Consider the following 23,428-nt stretch of genomic DNA (forward strand, 5'->3'; position numbering starts at 1 on the left):
GCTCGATAAACAGGGACGTAACAGGTTTTGACAACCGCATTCAACAAGCGCCTTTCGTTTCGCCTCACGCGCAACACTGTGCTACTGGCTATGCTGTTAGGCTTTGCGCTCAATATTGTCCAGGTCACGCTGGACTATGTTAACGCCCGGGAGAACATGAGTAACGAGATCCTGGCTCTGATGGAAATCAGTCACAGCCCGGCGTCCCAGATTGCCTACAACATCGACGCCCGCCTTGCAGAGGAGTTGCTCAACGGGCTGATTAAACATCCGGCCATTGTTGATGCCCGAATTGTTGATTCTGAAGACAGAACTCTTGCGGCCGCCAGCCGCAGCAGCCCGGAATCGCGCTATCGCTGGCTCAGCGACCTGCTCTTTGAGCCCAGCCAATTTTATTCCACGGATCTTCGTGTGCCCCAGTTGGCTGAGATACCGCTCGGCAACCTGGCCATCACCATCGATACTTATCACTATGGTACTGAGTTCCTGAGTCGGGCGGGCTACACCATTATCAGTGGCTTCGTTAAAAGTCTCGCGCTCTCCATCATGCTGTTAATCGTTTTTTACTTTTTACTCACCAAACCCATGCTGCGGGTTATCGAAACCCTGAGTGAGGTAGAGCCGAAGACTCCGGAAAAAGTCCGCCTGCCAGTACCCTACAAGCATGAAGAAGACGAAATAGGTCAGATGGTGGGCATCATTAACCGACATCTGGACACCATAGACTCTAGCCTCGACCAACTCCGTGCCGCCGAAAGCGAAATGAAGAACTACTCCGGCAAGCTTGAGAAAAAGGTCGACGACCGTACTCGCGAGATATCCGATAAAAACGAAGCCTTACAGCGGGGCAACCGAGCGTTGATTCGGGCCAAGGAAGACGCCGTGCGAAGAGCCCGTTCCCGGGCCAATTTCCTGGCCAGTATGAGCCATGAAATCCGCACCCCGCTTAATGGCGTACTCGGCATGTTGAGCCTGTCACTGGAGGGCAAACTGGAGGCCAGCCAGCGAAACCGGCTCGAAATCGCGCAAAACGCAGGGCAAAGCCTGCTAGGGCTACTCAACGATATTCTCGATATTTCCAAAGTAGAGGCGGGCAAACTCAATCTTGAAACCATCCCTTTCGATTTGCGGGGTCTGGTGGAGGAGTGTGCGACCCTTCACGCACAACAATCTCTGCGAAAAGGCATCGAACTCGTAGCTGATATTGAACCCAGCCTGCCTGACAGTTTTATCGGTGACCCGACCCGCACCCGGCAAATCATAAATAACCTGCTTGGCAACGCCATCAAATTCACCGATGCAGGGGAAGTCAGGGTTGGAGTTACCCAGACCGGCGGCAATGTACGGCTCGACATTATTGATACCGGTATTGGCATGTCCGATGACGGACTTCGGCGCATTTTCGCACCCTTTTCTCAAGCGGGGTCTGACACAACACGCCGCTATGGAGGCACCGGACTGGGCCTGACATTGTGTCGGCAACTGGTTGAGCGGATGCATGGCCAGATCATGGTGGAGTCAGCGGAAAAACAGGGTACCCATTTCACCGTTTTGCTACCCCTGCCAGTCCGTTCGTCAGAAATATCAGTGTTTGAGTTCCCCGATAGGCTGAAGGCTCATGGCGTTTACCTGGCTATCCCCCACGATAACCCTCACCGATTACCGATAGAGCGACAATTACAAGCCTGGAATCTGCCGCTACACAATATCGACGATGGCGCGGAGACCGAACTGGACCCGAATTATCAAGCAGTATTGATTATAGATCTGGCAGCGCCAGGCGCCTTCGATATCGCCGACCAATGGAGGGCGGGCCAGGTTATCGTACTTGAGCAACGTAGCCATCTGCCCGTTCGTCAAAGCTGGCAAGCTCTCCCGCTGCCGCTGGGGCGACTGGAGCTACACCGGAAGCTTTATCGCGCAGGCGGTGGCATCGAATCGATACCATTGATTGCGCCCCCCAAAGGTGACGAAGAGGCTGCCGGTCGGCATCTTCATCTGTTACTGGTTGAGGACAACCGGGTTAACCAGATTGTTGCCAGCGGTATTCTTAAAAAACTTGGCCATACGGTGGATTTGGCCGAGAACGGTGAACGAGCAATCGCTGCATTGTCCAACGGGCATTACGATATGGTGCTGATGGACTGCCAGATGCCGATCATGGATGGATATGAAGCCACTCGGAACATCCGTCAGAATCCTGAATGGCAGCGCCTTCCCATCATCGCCGTAACGGCTAACGTTATGCAGGGTGACAAAGACGATTGCCTCGCGGCAGGAATGAACGATTACATCACCAAGCCCTATGACAAACAGGGACTAAAGCTGATCATTGAGCGTTGGACGGAGTCTGAGAAGGAGTAGACCGCTCGTCTTCTTGCCCCCGACAGAGCTGGTTATCGAGTGCCAGCACGTCGATGTCAGTCATGGCTCAAAGCAATTTTTCAATATCGCTGCGGATCGACTCAGGCTTGGCGGTTGGCGGGTAGCGTTTCACTACCTGCCCTTCCCGGTTAACCAGAAATTTGGTGAAATTCCATTTGATCTTTTCGGAGCCTAGCAGGCCCTTCGCTTCAGACTTCAGCATTTCATAGAGCGGATGCGCGTTCGGTCCGTTCACTTCGATCTTGGCAAACATCGGAAAGTCGACGCCATAATTCAGACTGCAGAACTGGCTGATCGCGTCATTATCATCAGGGTCCTGATTAAGGAACTGGTTGCATGGAAAGCCCAACACATTAAAACCTTTATCTTTCAACTCCGAGTAAAGTGACTGCAAACCTTCAAACTGGGGGGTGAAGCCACACTTGCTAGCGGTGTTGACAATCAGCAGCACCTGGCCCTGGTAGTCAGCCAAAGAATGTTGATCACCACCAATGTCCTGAACTTTAATGTCATACAGGCTGCATGCCATGCTGAGCTCCTTCAATTTCACAAAATTAAATTGTTCCCAATCTATTCACACAATTGTTTTGCACCTTACGCGAGCAGGTCATCAACCTGTAGCTGGTAAATCCATGGAATTCGTGCCATTTTTCATCACAATTCATCACGATTGACCTGTTACCGGCGCCTCATGCTCCGCTAGAATACCGGTTTAGCCCTCAGACTCAGGAAGTGTCCGTTTATGCAGAACTACAAGAAGTCCGCCAAGCTCGATAACGTGTGTTACGAAATACGTGGCGTGGTTCTGCGCGAGGCACGTCGTCTGGAAGAAGAAGGCCACCGGGTTCTCAAACTCAATATTGGCAATCCGGCCGCATTTGACCTGGATGTACCTGAAGAAATCCAGCAGGACGTGATCTATAACATGCCCGCCGCCCAGGGGTATGTGGAATCCAAGGGTTTGTTCTCCGCCCGCAAGGCCGTGATGCATTATTGCCAGCAGCGGGGTATCGAGAAAGTGGATATTGATGACATCTATCTCGGGAACGGTGTCAGCGAAATGATCGTGATGTCCATGCAGGCGCTGCTGAACACCGGGGACGAAGTTCTTATACCGGCACCGGACTATCCCTTGTGGACTGCAGCAGTCACGCTCTCAAGCGGCAAACCGGTGCACTATCGTTGCGACGAGAAGCAGGACTGGTACCCGGATATTGACGACATCAGGAGTAAACTGACCTCCCGTACCCGGGCCATTGTGTTGATCAACCCGAACAATCCGACCGGAGCCGTCTACTCTACGGAATTGTTGGAACAGATTATCGAGCTCGCGCGCCAGCACAACCTGATTGTGTTGTCCGATGAAATCTACGACAAGATACTCTACGACGGTGTAGAACACGTTTCTACCGCTTCCCTCGCCGACGACGTATTGTTCTTCACCTACAACGGCTTGTCCAAGAATTACCGGGCTGCAGGTTACCGCTCGGGCTGGATGATTATCAGTGGCGCCAAACACAAAGCCCGAGACCTGATTGAAGGTATCGACATGCTCGCCTCCATGCGACTGTGTGCCAACGTCCCGGCGCAGCTCGCCATCCAGACAGCACTTGGCGGTTATCAGTCGATCAATGACCTCGTAGCCCCCGGCGGGCGCTTGTATGAGCAAAGGGAAACCGCCTGGTCCCTGCTTAATGATATCCCCGGTGTCAGTTGTGTGAAGCCCAAGGGCGCGCTCTACCTGTTCCCCCATCTCGATCCGAAGCGGTTTCCGATCCAGAATGACGAGCGTCTGGTACTTGATCTTCTGGTGCAGGAAAAGATATTGCTGGTTCAGGGGTCTGCCTTCAATATCGATGATAAACAGCATTTAAGGGTGGTTTTCCTCCCAAGAGAGGACGCGCTGGAAGATGCCATAAAGCGTCTGGCGCACTTTCTGTCAACCTATCAGCAGTAGGCCCAAACGCAAATGGCAGATATTCATATCGAAGAGTTCTACAAGGATACAGCTGTCGCGTTAGTGAAGTGTTGAGCCTGATAGCGGTGTATGTGTCATCATTCCGATTGAATTTCGAGGTCTCAGTCCATGAGAATACTTTTGTTTCTGGCAACCAACCTTGCTGTCATTCTGGTGGCCAGTTTTACGCTGCGTATACTCGGTGTCGACAGCTACCTGACTCAGAACGGTATCAACTATGAGTCGCTTTTAATTTTTGCGGGGATTTTCGGCTTCGCCGGCTCCTTTATATCTTTGCTGATATCCAAACGAATGGCCAAGTGGGGTACCAAGGCCAAGGTCATCGAGAACCCTCGCACGCCTGCGGAGCGTTGGTTAGTGGATACCGTCGCCCAGATGGCCAAACAGTCGGGTATCGGCATGCCCGAGGTTGCGATATTCCCGGCGAAGCAATCAAATGCCTTTGCGACTGGCTGGAACAAGAACAACGCTCTGGTGGCCGTCAGCGAAGGCCTGCTACAACGGTTTAACAAAGATGAGATACAGGCAGTACTCGGTCATGAGATCGGCCACGTGGCCAATGGCGATATGATAACGCTCGCGCTCATTCAGGGGGTGGTCAACACCTTCGTTATTTTTGCTTCACGGGTTATTGGGTCATTTGTGGACCGGGTCGTGTTCAAAAATGAAAGCGGTCATGGCATCGGCTTTTTTGTAGTGAGCATTGTGGCGGAAATCGTGTTGGGTATTCTTGCCAGCACCATTGTGTTCTGGTTCTCTCGCCGCCGAGAGTTCCGCGCCGACATTGCAGGTGCCCAACTGGCTGGCCGGGGCGCCATGATCAACGCCCTCGCACGACTGAAGCAGGAAAGTGAAGTACCCGATGAGATGCCCGAAAGCTTACAGGCGTTTGGGATCAACCGCGGGGCTCGAGGCGGTCTGAGCGCGCTGTTCATGACCCACCCTCCGCTGGAAAAACGCATAGCAGCGTTAAAGCAGAATTCGGCATTGGCGTGAGCCCCAATGCCGTATCATTTCAAGGTAGGATGGCGAGCGATCAAATAAATTGTCAAAATAACTCCAGATGCTCGCTTCCCGTGTAATATTTCGGACATAATTACGGCTTAGTCTGGGACGAATCCTTGGAGGAACACTATGACGGAGAAAAAGGAAATGATGCAGCAGGAAAAGCAGTCAGAAGATTTGATGAACGGCGCCGCGATCATTCTTTCTGATGGTCGGGAAGTACCTATCACCGATACCATGGTGCGTCAGTCCCTTGATGCCATGGTCGAGCCCATCAATGATCCGTCGGAGCAAAATTCGGCGTCGTCCTGATGCCGAAAGTCACAATTTCAGCCTGAAACCCAAGCCTTTGAAGACATCCTGAAGCGACCGGCTGGTACCTTTAAGCTGAATTTTCACACTGGAAAATTCCCGCCGCACCGGATAGTCGTGACGAAGGCGGTCGAATTCCCTGCCTCGTTCAGCAACAGCCAGTGTCATCGTACTTCGTAATTGAGCATCATCGCGTCTGGGGTCGTAGCATGCGCGAATGGCTGTACCGGAAGCGTCCGGTGCCTGCGCAGAACTGGTAAAGGCAATCTTGGCTAACGCAGGTTCCGGCAGAAACTGACCACTACGCTTGCGTGCGGGCAGTCCCAGAAAACGACATAGAGCCTGATAGATCATCTCGGTACCCTGCACTTTCCCTTCCAGGCTGTAGCCTGCAATATGTGGCGTCGCCAACCACGAGAGCGCTACCGTCTCGGGATTAATGCCCGGCTCGTTCTCCCACACGTCGAGAGCGACTGTTGGCGCATCGGGCTGCTGCAGGCGTTCACGCAGAGCTGTTTCATCGATAACTTCACCCCGGCTACTATTAATCAACAACTGACCCGCGTTCATACGTGCCAGCCTCGCAGCATCAATCATGTGAAATGTCGGATGCTCTCCATCACGAGTCAACGGCGTGTGGATGCTCACGACATCACAGGCAAGAGCTTCGTCCAGAGCGACAAACAGATTTGAGTCTGTCTCTTCTGCCTCACGGAACGGGTCGCATACCTTGATATCGAAACCGAGCCTTTCCAGTGTCCGCCAAAGTGCGCCACCTACGTTACCGGCGCCCACAATGCCTACACTACGGGCGGCCCAATTGGCTCGGCCCGTGCGTTCGGCCCAAAGCGACAGCACGCTGAGAACGTACTCCACCACACTATTTGCATTGCAACCCGGCGCGCAGCAAAAAGTGATACCCCGGCTTGTCAGATATTCTCTGTCGACATGATCCGTACCGATGGTGGCGGTACCGACAAACTTGACGCGGCTGCCCTCCAGTAATGCGCTGTTGACGCGGCTGACCGAACGGACAAGCAGGATATCGGCGTGCCGCACATCTTCGGCGGTCATATCACGGCCGGATACACGGCGAATCTGTCCAATATCCTCGAAAAACGCATCCAGCAGCGGGATGTTTTCATCAGCTACGATTAACATGTTCAATCCCGTGATTCAGGCTCGCCGCTGGCGCGGCCGTTGATTGCGGGCGGCCGGGGGACGTCGGTTACCACCCCGACGCCGGGCTATGACCGGCTGTTCAAGCGGTTGCATGAGATCTTCCTCGGGAACACTCGATGTCAGTTTCTGGCCGATGTAACGCTCGATAGCCGGCAGGGAGAATGCATCGTCTTCGCTGGCAAAACTGATGGATATGCCGTTCTGTCCCGCCCGTCCGGTGCGCCCGATACGATGGACATAATCTTCCGCACTGTCTGGCAGGTTGTAATTGAAGACATGGGTCACTCCGTCCACATGGATACCACGCCCCGCCACATCCGTAGCAACCAGAACCTGAATATCCCCGCGTTTAAACTGGTCGAGGGTTTTAAGGCGCTTGTTCTGGGGGATTTCACCAGACATCAGAGCGGTCTTGACACCTTGATTGCGGAGGTCTTCGTCCAGATCCCGGCATTGGTCACGGCGGTTGGCAAATACCAGCGCTTTTTCCACGCCGTCTTTCTTCAGGCAGTTGACCAACACCGTCAACTTTTCATCACCACCGACAAAATAAACGGTTTGCTGAACCCGCTCTGCAGTCTTTTGCTCAGGTTCAATCTCAACAAACTCGGCATTGCGCGTCCACATGGAAGCAAGGTTCAGTACATCCTGGTTAAAGGTAGCGCTAAACAGCAAGGTCTGACGATCTTCCTTGGGTGTGCATTTACGGATGATGCGTTTGACGTCGGGTATAAAACCCATATCCAGCATGCGATCAGCTTCGTCCAGAATGAGCAGGTCAAGCTGGTCAAGGAATACATCCTGGGAACCCAGAAAATCGATCAGGCGACCCGGAGTTGCAACCAGAATGTCCACGACTTCGTTTTGCAACTGATCCCGCTGCTTATCATAGTTCATGCCTCCAACGACCGTCACAACGTTATGACCGGTATAGCCGCAGAGTTCTTCAGCATCTTTGGCGATCTGCATCGCCAACTCCCGGGTCGGCGCCAGCGCCAGTACCCGCGGCTCGGATGCGAACCGGTCTGCCTCCGGAATAGGATTTTCCAGCATACGCTGGATGCCGTTGATCAGAAAGGCAGCGGTTTTACCTGTGCCCGTCTGGGCCTGACCGATCAGATCCTTACCAGCAATGGTAAAAGGCAGGGTTTCCGCCTGAATCGGCGTGCAGTATTCGAAACCGATATCCGTAATCGCATCGAGTAAACGCTGGTCGAGACCAAGGTCAACAAAGCGTGTTTTGCCCTCAACGACCGGCACTTCGGGTCTTTGAGCGTTTGTTCGGGTTGTGTCTGATGGCACGTGTATCTCCACAGCCCTTGAATGGGCTGACAGTTCACATTTAGTCGGTAACGCTGCAGGCTACCGAGTCTGGTTCGGCATCACACCGTGCGTTCCAATCGTCTAAAAACCGGTGCGTTGTGCCGTAGAAATTCAACAGAACCTTATGGAAAAATGCTGCCCTCACTGGCAAACCGCTCGTAATGTAGGCATCGGCCTGATTAACCACCTGGCGGCGAAATTCCGTGGCGTCTGCTGCCCCACCCCCAGACAGGTTATCAGTACTGAGGTGAAAGGTTTTTCCGGCTGCTATTGAAAACAACCATTCAAGCGCCTGTGGTTTGATTTCCACCTGCTCAAACGCTTGTTGCTGTTCATTCGTACGTCCGTCGGGACAGTACCAGTAGCCGTAGTCGGGAAGCGAGCGGCGAGATGAACCGGCGATAAACCAGTGGCTGATTTCGTGAAGCGCGCTGGAGAAATAGTCGCGCGTGAATACAATCCTGGCAGGACCATCGGGTCCAACGGCAGGAATGTATTCCGGTTCATCGCCGTCCCCGATCAATTCTGTCTGGTATGATTCCAGGAACAGCTCGTTGAACAGCATGATAAGATCATTTGAATGGTGGCTCATGCGTTGGCTATTGTGCGACTTTAGCGCGTTCAATACCAGTGGGAACTTTATTTCAGCAGGTCACTCAAAGCTAGCTGATCTGCGTTGAAGCCCGACCGCAGGCTAGTAAAAAGCGATAGAACGTGAGCCTTCGGGCACAAGTAACCAAACAGATGAAACTATGCCACCAACGCAACAACCTGACTTGTCCTCCACGCACCGGATTGCAAACCCGTTTCGATTTTTGCGCGACACTCGCCATTTATTCGTTCTTGTTGCTCTGGCACTGTGTTTTGCAGTGCTATCGCTACCTGCACAGGCGAACTGGCTGACATCTGGTCCGAACGACGGCTTCTTGCCTGTGGACGAAGCACTGCCATTTGATTTTACGACCGAACCGAACGGTGTGGTTTTGTCGTGGGACATCGCCCCTGAACACTATCTGTATAAAGAGAGAGTGTCTGTTAGCTCCGAAACCAATGGCGTGGTATTGGGTACCCCGACCTTTTCGATGCCAGGCACGGAAACCGAAGACGAGTACTTCGGCAATGTCACCGTCTTCTATGAGCCGGTAGAAGCCCGGGTTGCCGTTACCTTACCCGACGGCATTCGCGAGGCAGAGTTGGAGGTCACATATCAGGGCTGCGCGAATGCGGGCCTGTGCTACCCACCTCAGACCCGGGATGTTCTCTACTATGGCGGCTCGGGGAACACTGATTCCGCGATCACTGATACGCCATTGTCCGGAACCGTCAACACCAGCTCTATATCTATAGCACCCGCCGCTCCCTCGGACACCCGTTCCGCCGGCGGGCTTGCCGGCTTTCTGGCTCAGCAATCCCTGGCTGTGGTCGCATTGGTGTTTTTGGCACTGGGGCTCGGACTGACCTTTACACCGTGCGTCCTACCGATGGTGCCGATCATTTCTGCACTGGTTTCCAGTCGCAACACCCAAACCACGGCTCATGCGCTGCTATTATCATTCAGCTATGTGCTGGGCATGGCCCTGACCTATGCCGCTGCCGGGGTTATCACCGGCCTGCTTGGCGCGAGCTTTAATTTGCAGGCGCAATTACAGTCTCCCTGGGTGCTGAGTGCGTTCGCGGCCCTGTTCGTATTGTTCTCGCTGGCAATGTTTAATGTTTTTGACCTGCAGTTGCCCCGGTTTCTACGGGACCGGCTCAATGAAGCCAGCAGCAATCTGACCAGTGGGCGGGTTGCCAGCACCTTTCTGATTGGCGCAGTATCTGCGCTGATAGTATCGCCCTGCGTGTCCGCGCCGCTGGCGGGCAGTCTTCTTTATATCAGCACAACCCAGGATGCTGTCGCCGGGGGCATCGCCCTGTTTGCGCTGGGCCTGGGCATGGGCATCCCCTTGATCCTGGTGGCTGTAGGAGGGCGGAAATTTTTACCCGCTTCCGGGCCCTGGATGAATGTCGTCAAAGCCTTCTACGGCGTAATGCTACTCGCTGTGGCGATATGGTTGATCGAGCGCATGGCACCGGGCTGGGTGGCTCTAACGCTTTGGGGGTTACTGGCCGCCGTTACCGGCGTGCAACTCGGCGCGTTTGATCCGGCGAAACCGGGTTGGCAGCGCACCTGGAAAGGTCTGGGCATGGTGGTTTTCGTCTATGGGCTGGCATTGTTGGCGGGCGCTATTTCCGGTGCCAATGATCCTATACGCCCGCTCGCCCCCTATCTGGCCAATCAAAACGCTTTCGGACCAGATCAGGTTGCCCATGCAGAATTCACCCGCCTCGAAAGCCCGCAGGATGTTCAGCGGGAGCTCAATAATGCGGCAGCTGCGGGCCGTCCTGTCATGCTGGATTTCTATGCAGACTGGTGCATCAGCTGCAAGGTCATGGAAAGAAACGTGTTCAGCGATCCGGCGGTCATAAGCGCCCTTGGCCCTATCACCCTGCTGCAAATCGATATGACAGACAACACGCCCGAACAGCAGCAGTTTCTTGATGAGCTGGGACTGTTCGGGCCACCGGCCATTCTGTTCTATCAATCTGGAGGTCACGAAGCGCAGAACCTCCGGATACTCGGCGAAATGGATCGGGATGAGTTCCTCGCCCACCTCGGAGAGGCCAGGCAATATCTTTAGCGTGTCCCGGTTCAGATTGCCCCAGGAGAGATGGTCAGCCGCCCCGACGGATAAAAAAAATGAACTCTTTTCCCCGTTGAGCTTCAAGCACCAACTCGTGCTGTAAGAACTGGCAGAAGCGCGGCACATCGCGAGTGGTAGAGGGATCCGTCGCTGTAACTTTCAATATGCCGCCTTCGACCACCTCTGACATTTTTCCATGCAGCAGCATCACTGGCTCCGGGCACATCAGGCCGCGGGCGTCCAATTCAAGATCGAAGTCCGGGTCTTCCAAAAGATCTCTCCTGCAGTTAAAGACGGCGCATTAACTGTGCCAATCACGAATCACATGCTAAATTATTATTTATAGATATCAAATAGAAAACTAAAACCGTATGTCGCTAAACGAGGTAATACATGATCCGGGTTTTGATCGAACGCCACATTGCCGTCTCTCTGGAGTCCGCCTATGAAGAATGCTCCAGATCCGTCCTTCGGCAAGCCATTGACGCAACAGGCTTTGTCTCTGGAGAAACCCTGGTTGACGCCAGCGACCCGAACCACCGCCTCACACTCTGCAACTGGCGTTCTTCCGCCGACTGGGATCGTTGGTACCATTCTGCTGAACGCAAGGAACTGATGGCTAACCTGTTACCGATGATGGATAAGGAAGAAAAGGTCACGGTATTAAAACAAAGCTGATCAATCCAAACGCTCAATAAAGCAGGTAATCTCCTCACGGTCATGGTAGAGGTGACGGGCCTGCAGCCGATGTTGAATCCCGGCGCCAGCCAGACCCTCGTTAATGGTCTCCCTGCAGAGCAACCACTCTTCATATCGTTTCTTCATGGGCAGTTTGAGATTGAATACGCTATACCGACACAGCCGATTAGCGAACCAGTCAACCGCCAGCCGGGCGGTTTTCCTGGGCTGATCAACGATATCGCATACCATCCAGTCAACCGAACGGTGGGGCCGCCACCGGAAACCATCAGCTTCAATGTGCTCAACATGTCCACTGGCCATCAGGCCAGCATCCATTGGGCCGTTATCAATAGCCGTCACCAGCATACCGTGCTTGACCAGTTGCCATGTCCAACCACCGGGGGCTGCACCCAGATCCACCGCTTTCTTGCCACCCCCCAGCAATTCGAGAGTACGTTCTTCAGGAATAAAAACTTTCCAGGCTTCTTCCAGTTTCATTGCAGATCGGCTTGGCGCAGCTGAAGGCACTCGCAGGCGTGGGATGCCGCCGGCAAACGGCGACCGGTTACCACCCCGACTGATTCCAACCAAAGCGGTGGCAAAATCCGGCAGATAAATCTCAAGACGGTTTTGGTCCGGACTCGCAGACGCCTCGCCCAGCATCCCCGCTCCCCGCAATCCTTTGGAGAGGGGCGAGGTCCACTTGCGAGCAAAATTACCCAGATCATGATCCGGATTGCTCTCGGGGATACGGGTCTCGACTCGGCCACAGCCAGTCAAGCGGGATTGAACGTCGCGCAACGCATGGATGACCGCTCCAACACGGTCTGAATCAGGAAGATTAATCTCGGTGAGTAACTGGAACCAGTCACGACAGAAGACCAGACGTTCCAACGGAAGAAGATTCATCAGATCTTCGGCGCCTTCCTTGCCACTGACGGTAAATCTTATACTTCCGCCACCCGCCTGCGGCTGAAAGTAACCGAAAATACCCAGTAGAGCAGCTGCATCGGTAAGTTCACGACCCGCCTCGGACTCGAAACCCGGGCGGCAGAACGCAATAATCTGATCCATAAGATACCTGATGAAGAATTTGAAACTGTTTAACAGCCTGATGGCCAACCTTCCGGTAAACTGCTCAGCTCCGATTATGAATGGAAACGAGTTCATGCCACTGATTTGGCGCTGCAACGCCAGCCTGCTGTTTGTGCTTTTGCTGCTGTTCGCGTGTAAGGCTGCGATCGCCTCAAACATTCCGGAATACCCATGCGGACAGCTTGCGGCATCCAGTGTGACCGAGCGGCAGCAGCTGCTCAACCACATCTGTTATTTTGCAGCAACCGACTCTTCGCCAGCAGCAAGGGCGTCACACCCGGACCACTTGGAAGCACCCAACTGGCAACGGGCGAATGGCAATGATCTGGTATTGACACAAACAGACGATACGTACTGGATTCAGTTGGCCGTCACCAACCCATCTACCGCTTCCGGTCTCTGGTATTTGAAACTGGGTTACGCGCCCCTGGACAACGTCCAATTCTGGCTAACCGGTAGTGGTGAGCGTCGCCATGACCGCCATATTGCCACCGGTGATCACACGCCGTTCCATACCAGAGGTATCAATTACCGATATTATCTGGTGCCTGTTGCCATCGAAGCCGGTGGGACGAAAACCATTACCCTCAAAATCAAGAGCTCTGGCGCGCTGAACGTTCCATTGTCTCTGGAACAACCTGACGACCTGATTGCAGACAGCAATCACCTTACCCTGAGCCACGGTATTTTCTATGGTTCTTTGTTGATTTTCTCCGTTTTTAATCTGTTGCTTTTTTTCAGCTCCGGTACCCGTTATTACTTTTATAATGCGTTCTACATGGTCTCTACGGGCATGTTTCTTTGCGCTATGGGCGGTTTTGCCTATCAGTATTTCTGGCCGACGAGCCCGTGGTTTGCAAATGCGTCGATACCCATTTTCCAAGCGCTCAGCGCACTGGCAATAATCTTGTTCGGGCGCTCTTTTCTTGAGATTGACAATCGACAGAAATTTACAACCAGGCTACTGACGTCGCTCGCCAGCATCAGTGTTGTGTTGTTGATAATGGCGTTTGTGCTTCCCTACACCTACGCCATCAAGCTCAACACATTGTTCGGGCTGTTTACGATCGGGACGCTGTTCATAATAGGGCTGCTACGATGGCGGCAAGGTTATGCGCCAGCAAAATGGTATGTGCTGTCCTGGTCGTTAATGGTAGTCGGCACCTGCATCTACGCACTCGCCGCGTTTGGTTATCTGGCTGACTTCTTGGCCCAGGAAATGTTGATGCACAGCGCTATCGGCGCCCAGATTGTTCTCCTGAACTATGCCATTGTGCAGCGCTGGCGGCTGCTACATGAAAAACTGCTCGAAGTCGAATACTCTGCCAAGCATGAACTTGAACTCAAGGTACACGAACGTACTGCGCAACTTAGGGACACTATGCATGATCTTGAGCGCGCGAACCGAAAGCTGGCTGAACTCAGTACTCATGACAGCCTGACCGGCCTGCATAATCGGCGCTTTCTTGATGCGATGCTGCCTGACATATGCGCTGAATCTCGCCGTACCGGTAAGCCAGCTGCTCTGGTTCTGGTCGATGCCGATCATTTCAAAACCCTTAATGACACCTGGGGACACGGTTTTGGCGACGAGTGTCTGCAAAAAATCGCAGATGTCCTGACCAGGCACATCAGGCGCCCCCGGGATGTGGTAGCACGCTTTGGCGGGGAAGAGTTTGCACTGGTATTGCCCAACACCGAAGAAATCGGCGCCCTGAATGTGAGTGCTCGAATTCTGGCAGATATGGCCGCCACCGAGCTGAATGCGCCGGATGGCAGCAAAACCCACCTTACCTTGAGTGCGGGCCTTGCCATCCTCACTCCTGGGGAGAGCGAATCAGCACTGTTCGCCAGAGCTGACGATGCGCTCTACCGGGCAAAAGCCAGGGGTAGAAACCGCTCGGAGCTGTCCGATTCGGGCCCGGACATCGACCCTTAGGCCTCAAATCATGATCTCCACCTTCGATCCAATGCAGATTACGCCTGAAACGTCGTTCTCAAACTGCAAGGTAACTTACTGATCTCAAACGTGCTTGAAAAGGTCGTAAAAGCAGTCGTTTCAAACATCAGTAAAATCACCCATGTTGCTGATTTGAGCGGCTTAGTGGCTTGATCTGAGTCATTGCAAACGATATTTGATTTCTCCATAATTGCCGCCCACATCTTTCCCACCCTGAACTCACTGGTAAGGCTATGAGCACAGTAAATTCAAACCTGACATACAACTACAAGGTGATAAGACAATTTACCATCACAACGGTGGTATGGGGCATTATCGGGATGAGCCTCGGCGTGCTGATAGCAGCGCAGCTTGTGTGGCCAGCCGCTAACCTCGATTTGCCTTTTACTCATTTTGGTCGTCTGCGCCCGCTACATACCAACGCCGTCATTTTCGGATTCGGTGGCAGTGCGCTGTTCGCTACCTCCTACTACGTGGTGCAACGAACCTGCCAGGCACGGCTGTTTTCGGACGGTCTCGCAGCATTCACGTTCTGGGGCTGGCAACTGGTGATGGTCGCAGCGGTAATCACATTGCCGTTGGGCTATACCTCCACCAAGGAATACGCTGAACTGGAATGGCCCATCGATATCCTGATCACCCTGGTCTGGGTGACCTATGCGGTGGTGTTTTTCGGTACCATAACCAAGCGCAAAATGCCCCATATTTACGTGGCCAACTGGTTCTACGGAGCCTTTATTCTGACGGTTGCTGTGCTGCATATTGGCAATAGCCTCGCCCTGCCCGTGTCCGCATTCAAATCCTACTCGGTATATAGTGGCGTCACCGATGCCATGATCCAGTGGTGGTACGGTCATAATGCGGTGGGCTTTTTCCTGACTGCCGGGTTCCTGGGCATGATGTATTATTTTGTGCCTAAACAGGCAGGTCGTCCGGTCTATTCCTATCGTCTGTCCATCGTGCACTTCTGGGCTCTGATCGCTACCTACGTCTGGGCTGGCGGCCACCACTTGCATTACAGCGCCCTGCCCGACTGGGCTCAAACAGCGGGCATGGTCATGTCTCTGATCCTGCTGGCGCCTTCCTGGGGCGGTATGATCAACGGCATGATGACGCTCTCCGGTGCCTGGCACAAACTTCGCACCGATCCAATCCTTCGGTTCCTGGTGGTTTCACTGTCGTTCTACGGCATGTCGACCTTTGAGGGCCCGATGATGGCGATCAAGACCGTCAACGCGCTGTCTCACAATACTGACTGGACCATCGGCCATGTGCATTCAGGCGCTCTTGGTTGGGTGGCAATGATTACCATTGGCGCCGTCTATCATCTGGTACCGAAGCTTTGGGGTATCCGGGCCATGTATAGCACGCCACTGATTAACCTGCATTTCTGGTTGGCAACCGTAGGCACCGTACTTTACATCGTGGCAATGTGGGTAAACGGCATTATGCAGGGCCTGATGTGGCGCGCGGTAAATAACGACGGCACTCTCACTTACAGCTTTGTCGAAGCCCTTGAAGCCTCCACACCGGGTTACTTTGTGCGGTTTTTAGGCGGCTTGATTTTCCTCTCAGGCATGCTGGTCATGGCCTACAACGTCCGCATGACAATCCGCCAGAAAGATACAGCGGCGCTGGATAATCATGCAATTCAAGCGGCCGGATAGAGAGAGCAAAGATGAAACACGAAACGATTGAGAAGAATATCGGTCTCATGGCCGTGCTGATCATTCTGGTTATCAGTGGCGGGTTCCTGGCTGAAGTCGTGCCGTTGTTCTTTCAGAAAAGTGTCAATGAACCAGTAGCGGGGCTTGAGCCACTCACCCCTCTGGAGCTTGAAGGCAGAGACATATACATCCGTGAAGGTTGTCACGTGTGCCACACCCAGATGGTTCGGCCGTTCCGGGCGGAAACCGAGCGCTACGGCCACTATTCGGTCGCCGGAGAATTTGTCTATGAGCATCCCTTCCTGTGGGGCTCCAAGCGCACCGGTCCTGACCTGGCAAGAGTGGGAGAACGTTACTCCGACTCCTGGCATCGTATGCACCTGTACGACCCCAGGAGTGTCGTCCCGGAATCCAACATGCCGGGCTTTCCCTGGTTATTCGACAATAAGGTCGACCATACCGACACCGTTGCAAAACTGAAGGTTTTCCAGCGTTTGGGCGTGCCCTATACCGAGGAAGACGTCGCAGGCGCAGTCGAAGCTGTCCAGGGCAAGTATGAAATCGAAGCGTTGGTTGCGTACCTGCAACAGCTCGGCACAGTGATTTCAACGAAGCGGTGATTCCTATGGATATAAACGTTCTACGTGGAATACAGACACTTCTGGTGATGATCGCTTTTTTCGGTATCGTCTGGTGGGCGTATAGCTCTCACCGCAAGAAATCGAACGATGAAGCGGCACATCTGCCGTTCGATGATGATGAAATCGATCAGCGTACCCGGGAACAGGAACAGGACAAGACGGAGAAAAAGCAATGAGTACCTTCTGGAGCCTATGGATCTCGGTGATCACTCTGGGTACCATTTTTGCTTGCTGGTGGCTGCTTTGGGCAACCCGAAAAGGCCAGAGCACAGACCAGGAAACCGACCGGACCACCGGCCATTCCTTTGATGGTATTGAGGAACTTGATAATCCACTCCCAAAATGGTGGTTCTATCTGTTTGTCGGCACCTGCATCTTCGCTCTTGGTTATCTGGCCCTGTATCCCGGCCTTGGCAACTTTCAGGGCTTTCTGGGCTGGTCGCAACATTCACAGTGGCAGGAAGAAGTTCAGGTGGCTGATGCCAAATACAGCGAGATCTATGCCCAGTTTGGCAGCGTTCCGGTAGAGGAACTCGCCGAAAATGGCAGTGCCATGCAAATGGGGCAGCGGCTGTTTTCCAATAATTGTGCGGTCTGTCACGGCTCAGCAGCGCGAGGGGCGATCGGGTTCCCCAACCTGACCGACGAGGCGTGGCTTTATGGTGGTGAACCTGAGGATATCCTTCATACGCTCAATAATGGACGTCAGGGCAACATGCCAGCCAAAGGTTTCATGCCGGCCATGAACTCAGCACAGGTCGACCAGGTTGTTAACTACGTACTGAGTTTTAGTGGTCGTGAAAAAGATGAAGCAGCCGCTGAAGCAGGTAAAGACGTCTATGCCCAGGGATGCGCTGGATGCCACGGCCCTGAGGCGAAAGGCAACCCATCCATGGGCGCACCCAATCTGACCGATGACGCCTGGCTCTATGGCAGCACCTACGAATGGATTGAGGAAACCGTGCTGTACGGTCGGCAAAACAACATGCCGAAACAAAGTGAACGTCTCAGCAGCGATCAGATTCAGATTCTCGCTGCCTACGTATACAGTTTGTCGAACTGATGGAGGTGTACCCCTCCAACAAAAACAATAAAATCGAGACGGTAGAACTTTACGCCAGCCGCAAGAAAATATATGTGAAGGAAGTGCACGGCCTGTTCCAGAAGATTCGTACGGTGAGTCTCTGGGCGCTGATGGGCATGTACTTCCTGTTTTGCTGGGTCTCCATAGATGGCCAGCCGCTGATTTATTTTGATTTGCCAGGACGGGAATTTCACCTGTTCGGTGCCACGTTCTTCCCCAAAGACTTCATTCTGTTGTCAGGCATGCTGATCATTGCAGCGTTCGGGCTGTTTTTCATCACCACCATGTTTGGCCGGGTCTGGTGCGGTTACACCTGCCCCCAAACGGTCTGGACCTTCATCTTCATGTGGGTAGAGGAGCGCATCGAAGGTAGCCGTAACCGTCGCATGAAGCTGGACAAATCCCCCCGCTCCACTGAGAAAATGATCAAGAAGGTCCTGAAGCACGCCGTATGGCTGCTGATTGCTTTCGCAACGGGTCTTACCTTTATCGGTTATTTTTATCCGGTCCGGGATCTGAGTATTGATCTGTTTACCCTTGCCGCTAACGGCTGGGCGTATTTCTGGGTGGGTTTCTTTACGGTTGCCACTTATATGAATGCAGGCTGGCTGCGGGAACAGGTTTGTCTGTATATGTGCCCTTACGCCCGTTTTCAATCGGTCATGTTCGATCAGAACACCCGCACGGTGTCCTATGATCCCCGCCGGGGGGAGCCCCGGGGCGGACGAAAAAAAGACGTTAACCCGGCAGAGGCAGGTTTGGGAGACTGCATTGATTGCGGCCTGTGTGTACAGGTCTGCCCTACCGGCATCGATATCCGGGATGGACTCCAATATGAGTGTATCGGCTGCGCCCTTTGCATCGATGCCTGCGATGATGTCATGGACAAAATGGATTATCCGAGGGGCCTGATTCGTTACGCGACTGAGAATGAACTTGAAGGCATGCCGTCCAGGTTCCTGCGGCCGAGAACATTTGGCTATGGCGCAGTCCTGATACTAATGGTGGCAGCTCTCGTGTATACCCTGGCGACCCGCGTGCCAGCACAACTCGATGTGTTGCGTGACCGGGGCTCGCTGTTTAACTACAACGGGCGCGGGCTGGTGGAGAACTCATACACGCTGAAGATTGCCAACCTGTCCGAAGTAAGCCAAAGCTTTAGCCTGAATGTTACGGGGATTGAAACCGCCAATATCGTGACAGCAACAGACTTTTCAGTGGACAGTGGCGACAACCTCTCCATACCGACCGTTGTGGAAGTAGACCCGGAAGCTCTTGAACAAAGCAACACCGTGCTGACGTTCCGGATTGAGTCCACGGCCGGCGAACCACTGGTCATTGAAACTGAAAGCCGATTCCTGGGTCCAAACCGTTAAAACCGGGGCTGCAAGCGACCTTATCAAGAGAGCAAGAGATTGATCATGACTGACGCGAATGACGCAAACAACGTAGCACCCTGGCATCACCAACTCTGGTTCTGGTTTCTGCTGATCTTCCCCGGTATGTCTATTATCTGGTGCACAATAGCGATTTCAGTTGCTCTGAATTCAGCTAACGACATGGTTACTGATGACTACTCCAAAGAAGGACGAGGCATCAATGCTGAGCTGGCGCGGGATACCAAAGCAGCAGACCTTGGCTTGTATGCAGAGCTGGACTTCTCAGGTGAGCGCCTGGAATTGCTGTTGGATAGCAGCTCCGGAGAGCAGCGTTTTCCCTACCTGATCCTCAATCTGTTCCACCCCACCCTGGCGGAAAGGGATCGCACCATTCAACTGCAGCCTACTTCCGGTGGACGCTATTCCGCCTCCCTTCCAAAAGGCCTGGACGGACGCTGGTATCTTGACCTGCGGGGCCCGGAAAACCAGTGGCGGCTCAAAGGTGAGACAAATCTGCCTTCCAGCCACCCACTGGAGCTCAGCGCCGGAAGCATAGGTCAGGGGTGACCCAATCGTCGTGTTTTCATTGCGCAGAGCCGGTTCTCGCCAACCCCGCAATAACTCGGGTACTTGACGGCGAAACCCGTGCATTCTGCTGTCATGGCTGCAAAGCGGTGTGTGAAACCATAACGGCCGAAGGGCTCGCCGGGTTTTACAGCCACCGCACGGAGCCTGCGGTTACCCCTAAAGCGTTAACCGCGTCGGAACTGCAAAGGATTCGGGAACTGGACCACAGGCTGGTGCAGGAGGCCTTCGTAGTTCCTGTGAAGGCCGGGCTGGAAGCCCAGTTGCTGATCGAGGGCATCACCTGCGCAGCCTGCATCTGGCTCCTGGAAAACCATCTGACATTGCAACCTGGCGTCATCGAATTTACCGTCAACCACACCACGCAACGAGCACGACTGGTTTGGTCGCCGGATCAGGCGCAACTGAGCGACCTTCTGATCGCAGTTCACACATTGGGCTATTCCGCCCGGCCGTATCAAGCGGATGAAGCAGAAAAAGCTCTGCAAACAGAAAAACGCAAAGCCATCATTCGCCTTTGCGTTGCGGGTCTTGGCACCATGCAGAGCATGATGCTTGCGTTCCCCCTGTATTTTGAGCTCATCAACGATCTTTCCGAAGAGTTCATCCAGTTGTTCAGGTGGTTCAGCCTTCTGGTGGCAACTCCTGTGGTGCTGTACAGCGCCCGACCCTTTTTCAGTAATGCCCTGAGAGATTTCAGAAGTCGTCATATGACCATGGACGTGCCGGTGGCTGTGGCCATCGGGCTGGCGTTTGCCGCCAGTACCTGGGTGACGGTATTCGGTGGCGAGGAGGTATATTTCGAATCGGTCTGCATGTTCACTTTTTTCCTCTCCCTGGGACGCTATATTGAAATGCAGGCCCGCTATCGCGCTGGGCTCACTGGCAATGCCATGGGGGTGCATCAGCCTGCCGTTGCAACTTTGAGACGAGAGGGTGCCGAGGACATCGTACCGGTTCATACCCTCAAGCCTGGCGACAGAATCACCGTCAAACCGGGAGAAACCATTCCTGTAGATGGCACCATAGTGGAGGGCCGATCCACGCTTAATGAAGCGGCTTTGACCGGTGAATACCTGCCCGAAACCCGGCATCCCGGGGATACCGCTCATGCCGGGAGCATTAACGGCGAAGGCCCGCTGCTGCTGGAAGTCACGGGAGTGGGTGCCCAAACCCGTCTGTCGGGTATTCTGCGAATTCTTGATCGCGTCCAGGCTGAAAAACCACCCGTTGCCCGTACCGCTGATCGCATCGCCGGGGTATTTGTCAGCCGGGTACTGATTATCGCGCCGCTGGTGTGGCTGGGGTGGTGGTATTTCGGCGCTGACAACGCGTTCGATATTACGCTTTCTGTTCTGGTGGTTACCTGTCCCTGCGCGCTGTCACTCGCCACGCCGACCGCGATTACCAGTGCGACGTTAAGGCTGAGAAAGCTCGGGTTCCTGCCTACACGCGGCCATACCCTTGAGTCCCTTAGTACAGTTGATACCGTGGTGTTCGATAAAACCGGTACCCTGACCCGTGGCGAACTTACTCTCATTGAGACTCATACCTTCACCAGCCTTGACCAGCAAGCCTGCCTTGAATTGGCAGCCGGACTGGAAAAGGCCTCTGAACATCCGATCGCCGGGGTATTCGCCGGTCTCCGGCAGCATCCGATGGAGGCAATAGATAACCACGTAGGCGGTGGCTTGCAGGGCAGTACCGAAGGTCGGACATTCTTTATTGGCCATGCTGACTTTATAAGATCACGGGTGGCTTGTCCTCAGCCGGACCATACTTCCGGTGATGGCATTGAAGTCTGGCTGGCCACTGAGCATGAATGGCTGGCGTGTTTTTCACTGGACGACCAGCTCCGTGAAGACGCACTTCAAACGGTTTCTGATTTCAGGAGGGCCGGGATGAAGACTGTGTTACTGAGCGGGGATCGCTCCAACCATGTTGCCCGGATCGCGGCTGAACTCGGAATCGACGAAGCCATCGGACAATCCTCACCCGAACAAAAACTGGGCTATCTGAAAATGCTTCAAAGCGACGGGCATACGGTCATGATGGTCGGCGACGGCCTGAATGACTTACCCTCCATGGCCGGAGCGGGGGTCTCCGTTGCTATGGCATCCGCTGCCGACCTGACCCGGCTCAGGGCAGATGCGGTGTTGTTAAACGGTCAGTTGCGGCAATTAGTGGCAGCCACCGAAGCTGGCAAACAGACGCGACGGGTTATTCGCCAGAACATGGCATGGGCATTCGGCTACAACCTTTGCGCCTTACCTGTGGCCGCCGCTGGCCTCGTACCACCCTGGCTGGCCGCCATCGGCATGTCCCTGAGTTCCTTGCTGGTGGTGTTGAATGCCCTGCGCCTGAACAGAAACCAGGAGCGAAACCAGGACCGACCGGATGATCGGGGCAGAACGAGAACAGCACCGGTTGGCGCCCATCCAACAGCCTGATACGGTATTAATAGCGATGAATCAACCAGAGGTGTCACCGTGGAAATAGTATTGATACTGGTGCCGGTCACTTTGGTGCTTGTGGCGCTGGGCATATTGCTGTTTTCCTGGGCCGTGAAAAACGGCCAGTACGATGACCTCGATGGGCCGGCACATCGCATTCTGTACGACGATGATAAAGACATGATTCCGAAAGATGCCCGCCAGAACCTGACCGAAGCAGAAAAGCAGGTGTCGCCCGGGTCAGATGAAAACGTAGCGAGGCCTGCCCATAAAAATACTCCCTCCGACAAAAACGCCAGGCCGGATGCGCCCCGTTGATGGCAGCAGACCTTTACCTCAGTTATTCCAGCGCTTTTCTGATCGGCTTTCTGGGCAGCACCCATTGTCTTGGTATGTGCGGTGGTATCAGCGCTTCACTCTCCATGGCGTTACCGGTAGGCCCCGGATTCCGCTTGCGTCAGACGTTGATGCTGCTGGCCTTCAACGGTGGACGTATTGGCAGCTACATTGTGCTGGCGTCTCTGGTCGCAGTGTTGAGCACTCAGGCGGTCGATAGTTGGGCTCATCTTGGCGGCCTTTTACGTACGCTGGCGGGTTTGCTGTTAATCGGTATGGGGCTGGCCATGGGTCAGTGGTGGCAAGGTATTCGGCATATAGAACGGTTGGGCGCCCCACTCTGGCAAAAGCTCTCGCCCCTGACCCGGCATTTTATCCCGGTGAAACACGCCGGCCAGGCGTTCGCCCTTGGCACACTCTGGGGCTGGTTGCCTTGCGGCCTGGTATACAGCACGCTTGGCTGGGCTGCATTGCAACCGACGGTCGGTACGGCTGCCCTGACGATGCTGTGTTTCGGACTGGGCACGCTGCCCTCAATGTTGGCTACCGGTTATGCCGCAAGCTGGATAAAGCACCTCCGCACCCAACGCTATTTTCGCCAGCTTGCTGGTCTGCTATTGATCGGCTTCGGGCTGTGGACCATTCCATTGGGGCATTGGCTGGTCGGGCACTGATTCG

Annotated in this window: 22 protein-coding genes; 16 read left to right on the plus strand and 6 right to left on the minus strand. The window is 54.1% G+C overall.

Annotation, left to right across the window (positions count from 1 at the left end):
- Positions 1-27: 27 nt before the first annotated feature.
- On the plus strand, positions 28-2,364 hold the full coding sequence (locus WEB64_RS00465; RefSeq protein WP_368059342.1) for an ATP-binding protein: 2,337 nt from the start codon (positions 28-30) through the stop codon (positions 2,362-2,364).
- A gap of 67 nt (positions 2,365-2,431) precedes the next feature.
- Here the strand turns inward: WEB64_RS00465 and WEB64_RS00470 are convergent, their stop codons facing one another.
- Positions 2,432-2,914 (minus strand): glutathione peroxidase, encoded by a 483-nt coding sequence (locus WEB64_RS00470; RefSeq protein WP_368059344.1) that lies wholly within the window; start codon positions 2,912-2,914, stop codon positions 2,432-2,434.
- 213 nt (positions 2,915-3,127) lie between these two features.
- Here WEB64_RS00470 and WEB64_RS00475 point away from each other — a divergent pair, with 213 nt between their 5' ends.
- The 3 genes from WEB64_RS00475 (at position 3,128) to WEB64_RS00485 (ending at position 5,680) form a co-directional block, all read left to right on the plus strand.
- A complete protein-coding gene (locus tag WEB64_RS00475; protein ID WP_368059346.1) occupies positions 3,128-4,342 on the plus strand; it encodes a pyridoxal phosphate-dependent aminotransferase in 1,215 nt (404 codons plus the stop codon).
- 129 nt (positions 4,343-4,471) lie between these two features.
- Positions 4,472-5,359, plus strand: a complete 888-nt coding sequence (htpX, locus tag WEB64_RS00480; RefSeq protein WP_368059348.1) for a protease HtpX — start codon at positions 4,472-4,474, stop codon at positions 5,357-5,359.
- 138 nt (positions 5,360-5,497) lie between these two features.
- The gene (locus WEB64_RS00485) at positions 5,498-5,680 is read left to right on the plus strand and encodes a PA1571 family protein (RefSeq protein WP_368059350.1); all 183 of its coding nucleotides are present in this window, start codon (positions 5,498-5,500) and stop codon (positions 5,678-5,680) included.
- Positions 5,681-5,689: 9 nt separating this feature from the next.
- Here WEB64_RS00485 and pdxB read toward each other — a convergent pair whose 3' ends face one another.
- The 3 genes from pdxB to WEB64_RS00500 form a co-directional block, all read right to left on the minus strand.
- Positions 5,690-6,841: a 4-phosphoerythronate dehydrogenase PdxB gene (gene pdxB, locus WEB64_RS00490; protein WP_368059352.1), complete on the minus strand. Its 1,152-nt coding sequence runs from the start codon at positions 6,839-6,841 to the stop codon at positions 5,690-5,692.
- 15 nt (positions 6,842-6,856) lie between these two features.
- Positions 6,857-8,122, minus strand: coding sequence for a DEAD/DEAH box helicase (locus WEB64_RS00495; protein ID WP_368059408.1), 1,266 nt, complete (start codon positions 8,120-8,122; stop codon positions 6,857-6,859).
- Positions 8,123-8,204: 82 nt separating this feature from the next.
- Positions 8,205-8,777, minus strand: a complete 573-nt coding sequence (locus tag WEB64_RS00500) for an elongation factor P hydroxylase (RefSeq protein ID WP_368059354.1) — start codon at positions 8,775-8,777, stop codon at positions 8,205-8,207.
- A 160-nt stretch (positions 8,778-8,937) separates the two neighbouring features.
- Between WEB64_RS00500 and dsbD the strand changes: the two genes are divergently transcribed.
- Positions 8,938-10,866 carry a protein-disulfide reductase DsbD gene (gene dsbD / locus WEB64_RS00505; protein ID WP_368059356.1) on the plus strand — a complete coding sequence of 643 codons (1,929 nt, stop codon included), beginning with the start codon at positions 8,938-8,940 and terminating at the stop codon, positions 10,864-10,866.
- Positions 10,867-10,900: 34 nt separating this feature from the next.
- Here dsbD and tusA read toward each other — a convergent pair whose 3' ends face one another.
- Positions 10,901-11,140, minus strand: a complete 240-nt coding sequence (gene tusA, locus WEB64_RS00510; RefSeq protein ID WP_368059358.1) for a sulfurtransferase TusA — start codon at positions 11,138-11,140, stop codon at positions 10,901-10,903.
- 122 nt (positions 11,141-11,262) lie between these two features.
- Here tusA and WEB64_RS00515 point away from each other — a divergent pair, with 122 nt between their 5' ends.
- Positions 11,263-11,547: an antibiotic biosynthesis monooxygenase gene (locus tag WEB64_RS00515; protein WP_368059360.1), complete on the plus strand. Its 285-nt coding sequence runs from the start codon at positions 11,263-11,265 to the stop codon at positions 11,545-11,547.
- Here WEB64_RS00515 and rlmM read toward each other — a convergent pair whose 3' ends face one another.
- Positions 11,548-12,624 carry a 23S rRNA (cytidine(2498)-2'-O)-methyltransferase RlmM gene (gene rlmM / locus WEB64_RS00520; RefSeq protein WP_368059362.1) on the minus strand — a complete coding sequence of 359 codons (1,077 nt, stop codon included), beginning with the start codon at positions 12,622-12,624 and terminating at the stop codon, positions 11,548-11,550.
- A gap of 94 nt (positions 12,625-12,718) precedes the next feature.
- On the opposite strand from rlmM, the gene WEB64_RS00525 reads away from it, so the two are divergent.
- From WEB64_RS00525 to WEB64_RS00570, 10 genes are all read left to right on the plus strand, one after another.
- Positions 12,719-14,584, plus strand: coding sequence for a diguanylate cyclase (locus tag WEB64_RS00525; RefSeq protein ID WP_368059364.1), 1,866 nt, complete (start codon positions 12,719-12,721; stop codon positions 14,582-14,584).
- A 254-nt stretch (positions 14,585-14,838) separates the two neighbouring features.
- Positions 14,839-16,272, plus strand: a complete 1,434-nt coding sequence (gene ccoN / locus WEB64_RS00530) for a cytochrome-c oxidase, cbb3-type subunit I (protein WP_368059366.1) — start codon at positions 14,839-14,841, stop codon at positions 16,270-16,272.
- Between the two features lie 11 nt (positions 16,273-16,283).
- Positions 16,284-16,892, plus strand: a complete 609-nt coding sequence (ccoO, locus tag WEB64_RS00535; protein ID WP_368059368.1) for a cytochrome-c oxidase, cbb3-type subunit II — start codon at positions 16,284-16,286, stop codon at positions 16,890-16,892.
- 5 nt (positions 16,893-16,897) lie between these two features.
- Positions 16,898-17,089, plus strand: coding sequence for a cbb3-type cytochrome oxidase subunit 3 (locus tag WEB64_RS00540; protein ID WP_368059370.1), 192 nt, complete (start codon positions 16,898-16,900; stop codon positions 17,087-17,089).
- Positions 17,086-17,976, plus strand: a complete 891-nt coding sequence (ccoP, locus tag WEB64_RS00545) for a cytochrome-c oxidase, cbb3-type subunit III (protein WP_368059372.1) — start codon at positions 17,086-17,088, stop codon at positions 17,974-17,976. Before WEB64_RS00540 ends, ccoP begins: the two co-directional genes overlap by 4 nt.
- On the plus strand, positions 17,976-19,373 hold the full coding sequence (ccoG, locus tag WEB64_RS00550; protein ID WP_368059374.1) for a cytochrome c oxidase accessory protein CcoG: 1,398 nt from the start codon (positions 17,976-17,978) through the stop codon (positions 19,371-19,373). The genes ccoP and ccoG overlap by 1 nt, the downstream gene beginning before the upstream one ends.
- 45 nt (positions 19,374-19,418) lie before the next feature.
- Complete coding sequence (locus tag WEB64_RS00555; RefSeq protein WP_368059376.1) at positions 19,419-19,943, plus strand: FixH family protein; 525 nt, start codon at positions 19,419-19,421, stop codon at positions 19,941-19,943.
- A complete protein-coding gene (locus tag WEB64_RS00560; RefSeq protein ID WP_368059378.1) occupies positions 19,940-22,411 on the plus strand; it encodes a heavy metal translocating P-type ATPase in 2,472 nt (823 codons plus the stop codon). The genes WEB64_RS00555 and WEB64_RS00560 overlap by 4 nt, the downstream gene beginning before the upstream one ends.
- Before the next feature lie 39 nt (positions 22,412-22,450).
- On the plus strand, positions 22,451-22,732 hold the full coding sequence (gene ccoS, locus WEB64_RS00565) for a cbb3-type cytochrome oxidase assembly protein CcoS (protein WP_368059380.1): 282 nt from the start codon (positions 22,451-22,453) through the stop codon (positions 22,730-22,732).
- Positions 22,732-23,424: a sulfite exporter TauE/SafE family protein gene (locus tag WEB64_RS00570; protein ID WP_368059382.1), complete on the plus strand. Its 693-nt coding sequence runs from the start codon at positions 22,732-22,734 to the stop codon at positions 23,422-23,424. Before ccoS ends, WEB64_RS00570 begins: the two co-directional genes overlap by 1 nt.
- The last annotated feature ends 4 nt before the right edge of the window (positions 23,425-23,428 follow it).

The sequence above is a fragment of the Marinobacter sp. genome (assembly GCF_040882185.1).
Taxonomy (GTDB): Bacteria; Pseudomonadota; Gammaproteobacteria; order Pseudomonadales; family Oleiphilaceae; genus Marinobacter.

Bases quoted from the DNA above. Each gene is read 5' to 3' on its own strand.
- WEB64_RS00570 (WP_368059382.1), top strand. From the start codon at position 22,732: ATGGCAGCAGACCTTTACCTCAGTTATTCCAGCGCTTTTCTGATCGGC.
- dsbD (WP_368059356.1), top strand. From the start codon at position 8,938: ATGCCACCAACGCAACAACCTGACTTGTCCTCCACGCACCGGATTGCA.
- ccoN (WP_368059366.1), top strand. From the start codon at position 14,839: ATGAGCACAGTAAATTCAAACCTGACATACAACTACAAGGTGATAAGA.
- WEB64_RS00540 (WP_368059370.1), top strand. From the start codon at position 16,898: ATGGATATAAACGTTCTACGTGGAATACAGACACTTCTGGTGATGATC.
- WEB64_RS00515 (WP_368059360.1), top strand. From the start codon at position 11,263: ATGATCCGGGTTTTGATCGAACGCCACATTGCCGTCTCTCTGGAGTCC.
- ccoP (WP_368059372.1), top strand. From the start codon at position 17,086: ATGAGTACCTTCTGGAGCCTATGGATCTCGGTGATCACTCTGGGTACC.
- htpX (WP_368059348.1), top strand. From the start codon at position 4,472: ATGAGAATACTTTTGTTTCTGGCAACCAACCTTGCTGTCATTCTGGTG.
- WEB64_RS00500 (WP_368059354.1), bottom strand. From the start codon at position 8,777: ATGAGCCACCATTCAAATGATCTTATCATGCTGTTCAACGAGCTGTTC.
- rlmM (WP_368059362.1), bottom strand. From the start codon at position 12,624: ATGGATCAGATTATTGCGTTCTGCCGCCCGGGTTTCGAGTCCGAGGCG.
- WEB64_RS00485 (WP_368059350.1), top strand. From the start codon at position 5,498: ATGACGGAGAAAAAGGAAATGATGCAGCAGGAAAAGCAGTCAGAAGAT.
- WEB64_RS00475 (WP_368059346.1), top strand. From the start codon at position 3,128: ATGCAGAACTACAAGAAGTCCGCCAAGCTCGATAACGTGTGTTACGAA.
- ccoO (WP_368059368.1), top strand. From the start codon at position 16,284: ATGAAACACGAAACGATTGAGAAGAATATCGGTCTCATGGCCGTGCTG.
- WEB64_RS00470 (WP_368059344.1), bottom strand. From the start codon at position 2,914: ATGGCATGCAGCCTGTATGACATTAAAGTTCAGGACATTGGTGGTGAT.
- WEB64_RS00525 (WP_368059364.1), top strand. From the start codon at position 12,719: ATGCCACTGATTTGGCGCTGCAACGCCAGCCTGCTGTTTGTGCTTTTG.
- WEB64_RS00555 (WP_368059376.1), top strand. From the start codon at position 19,419: ATGACTGACGCGAATGACGCAAACAACGTAGCACCCTGGCATCACCAA.
- pdxB (WP_368059352.1), bottom strand. From the start codon at position 6,841: ATGTTAATCGTAGCTGATGAAAACATCCCGCTGCTGGATGCGTTTTTC.
- ccoG (WP_368059374.1), top strand. From the start codon at position 17,976: ATGGAGGTGTACCCCTCCAACAAAAACAATAAAATCGAGACGGTAGAA.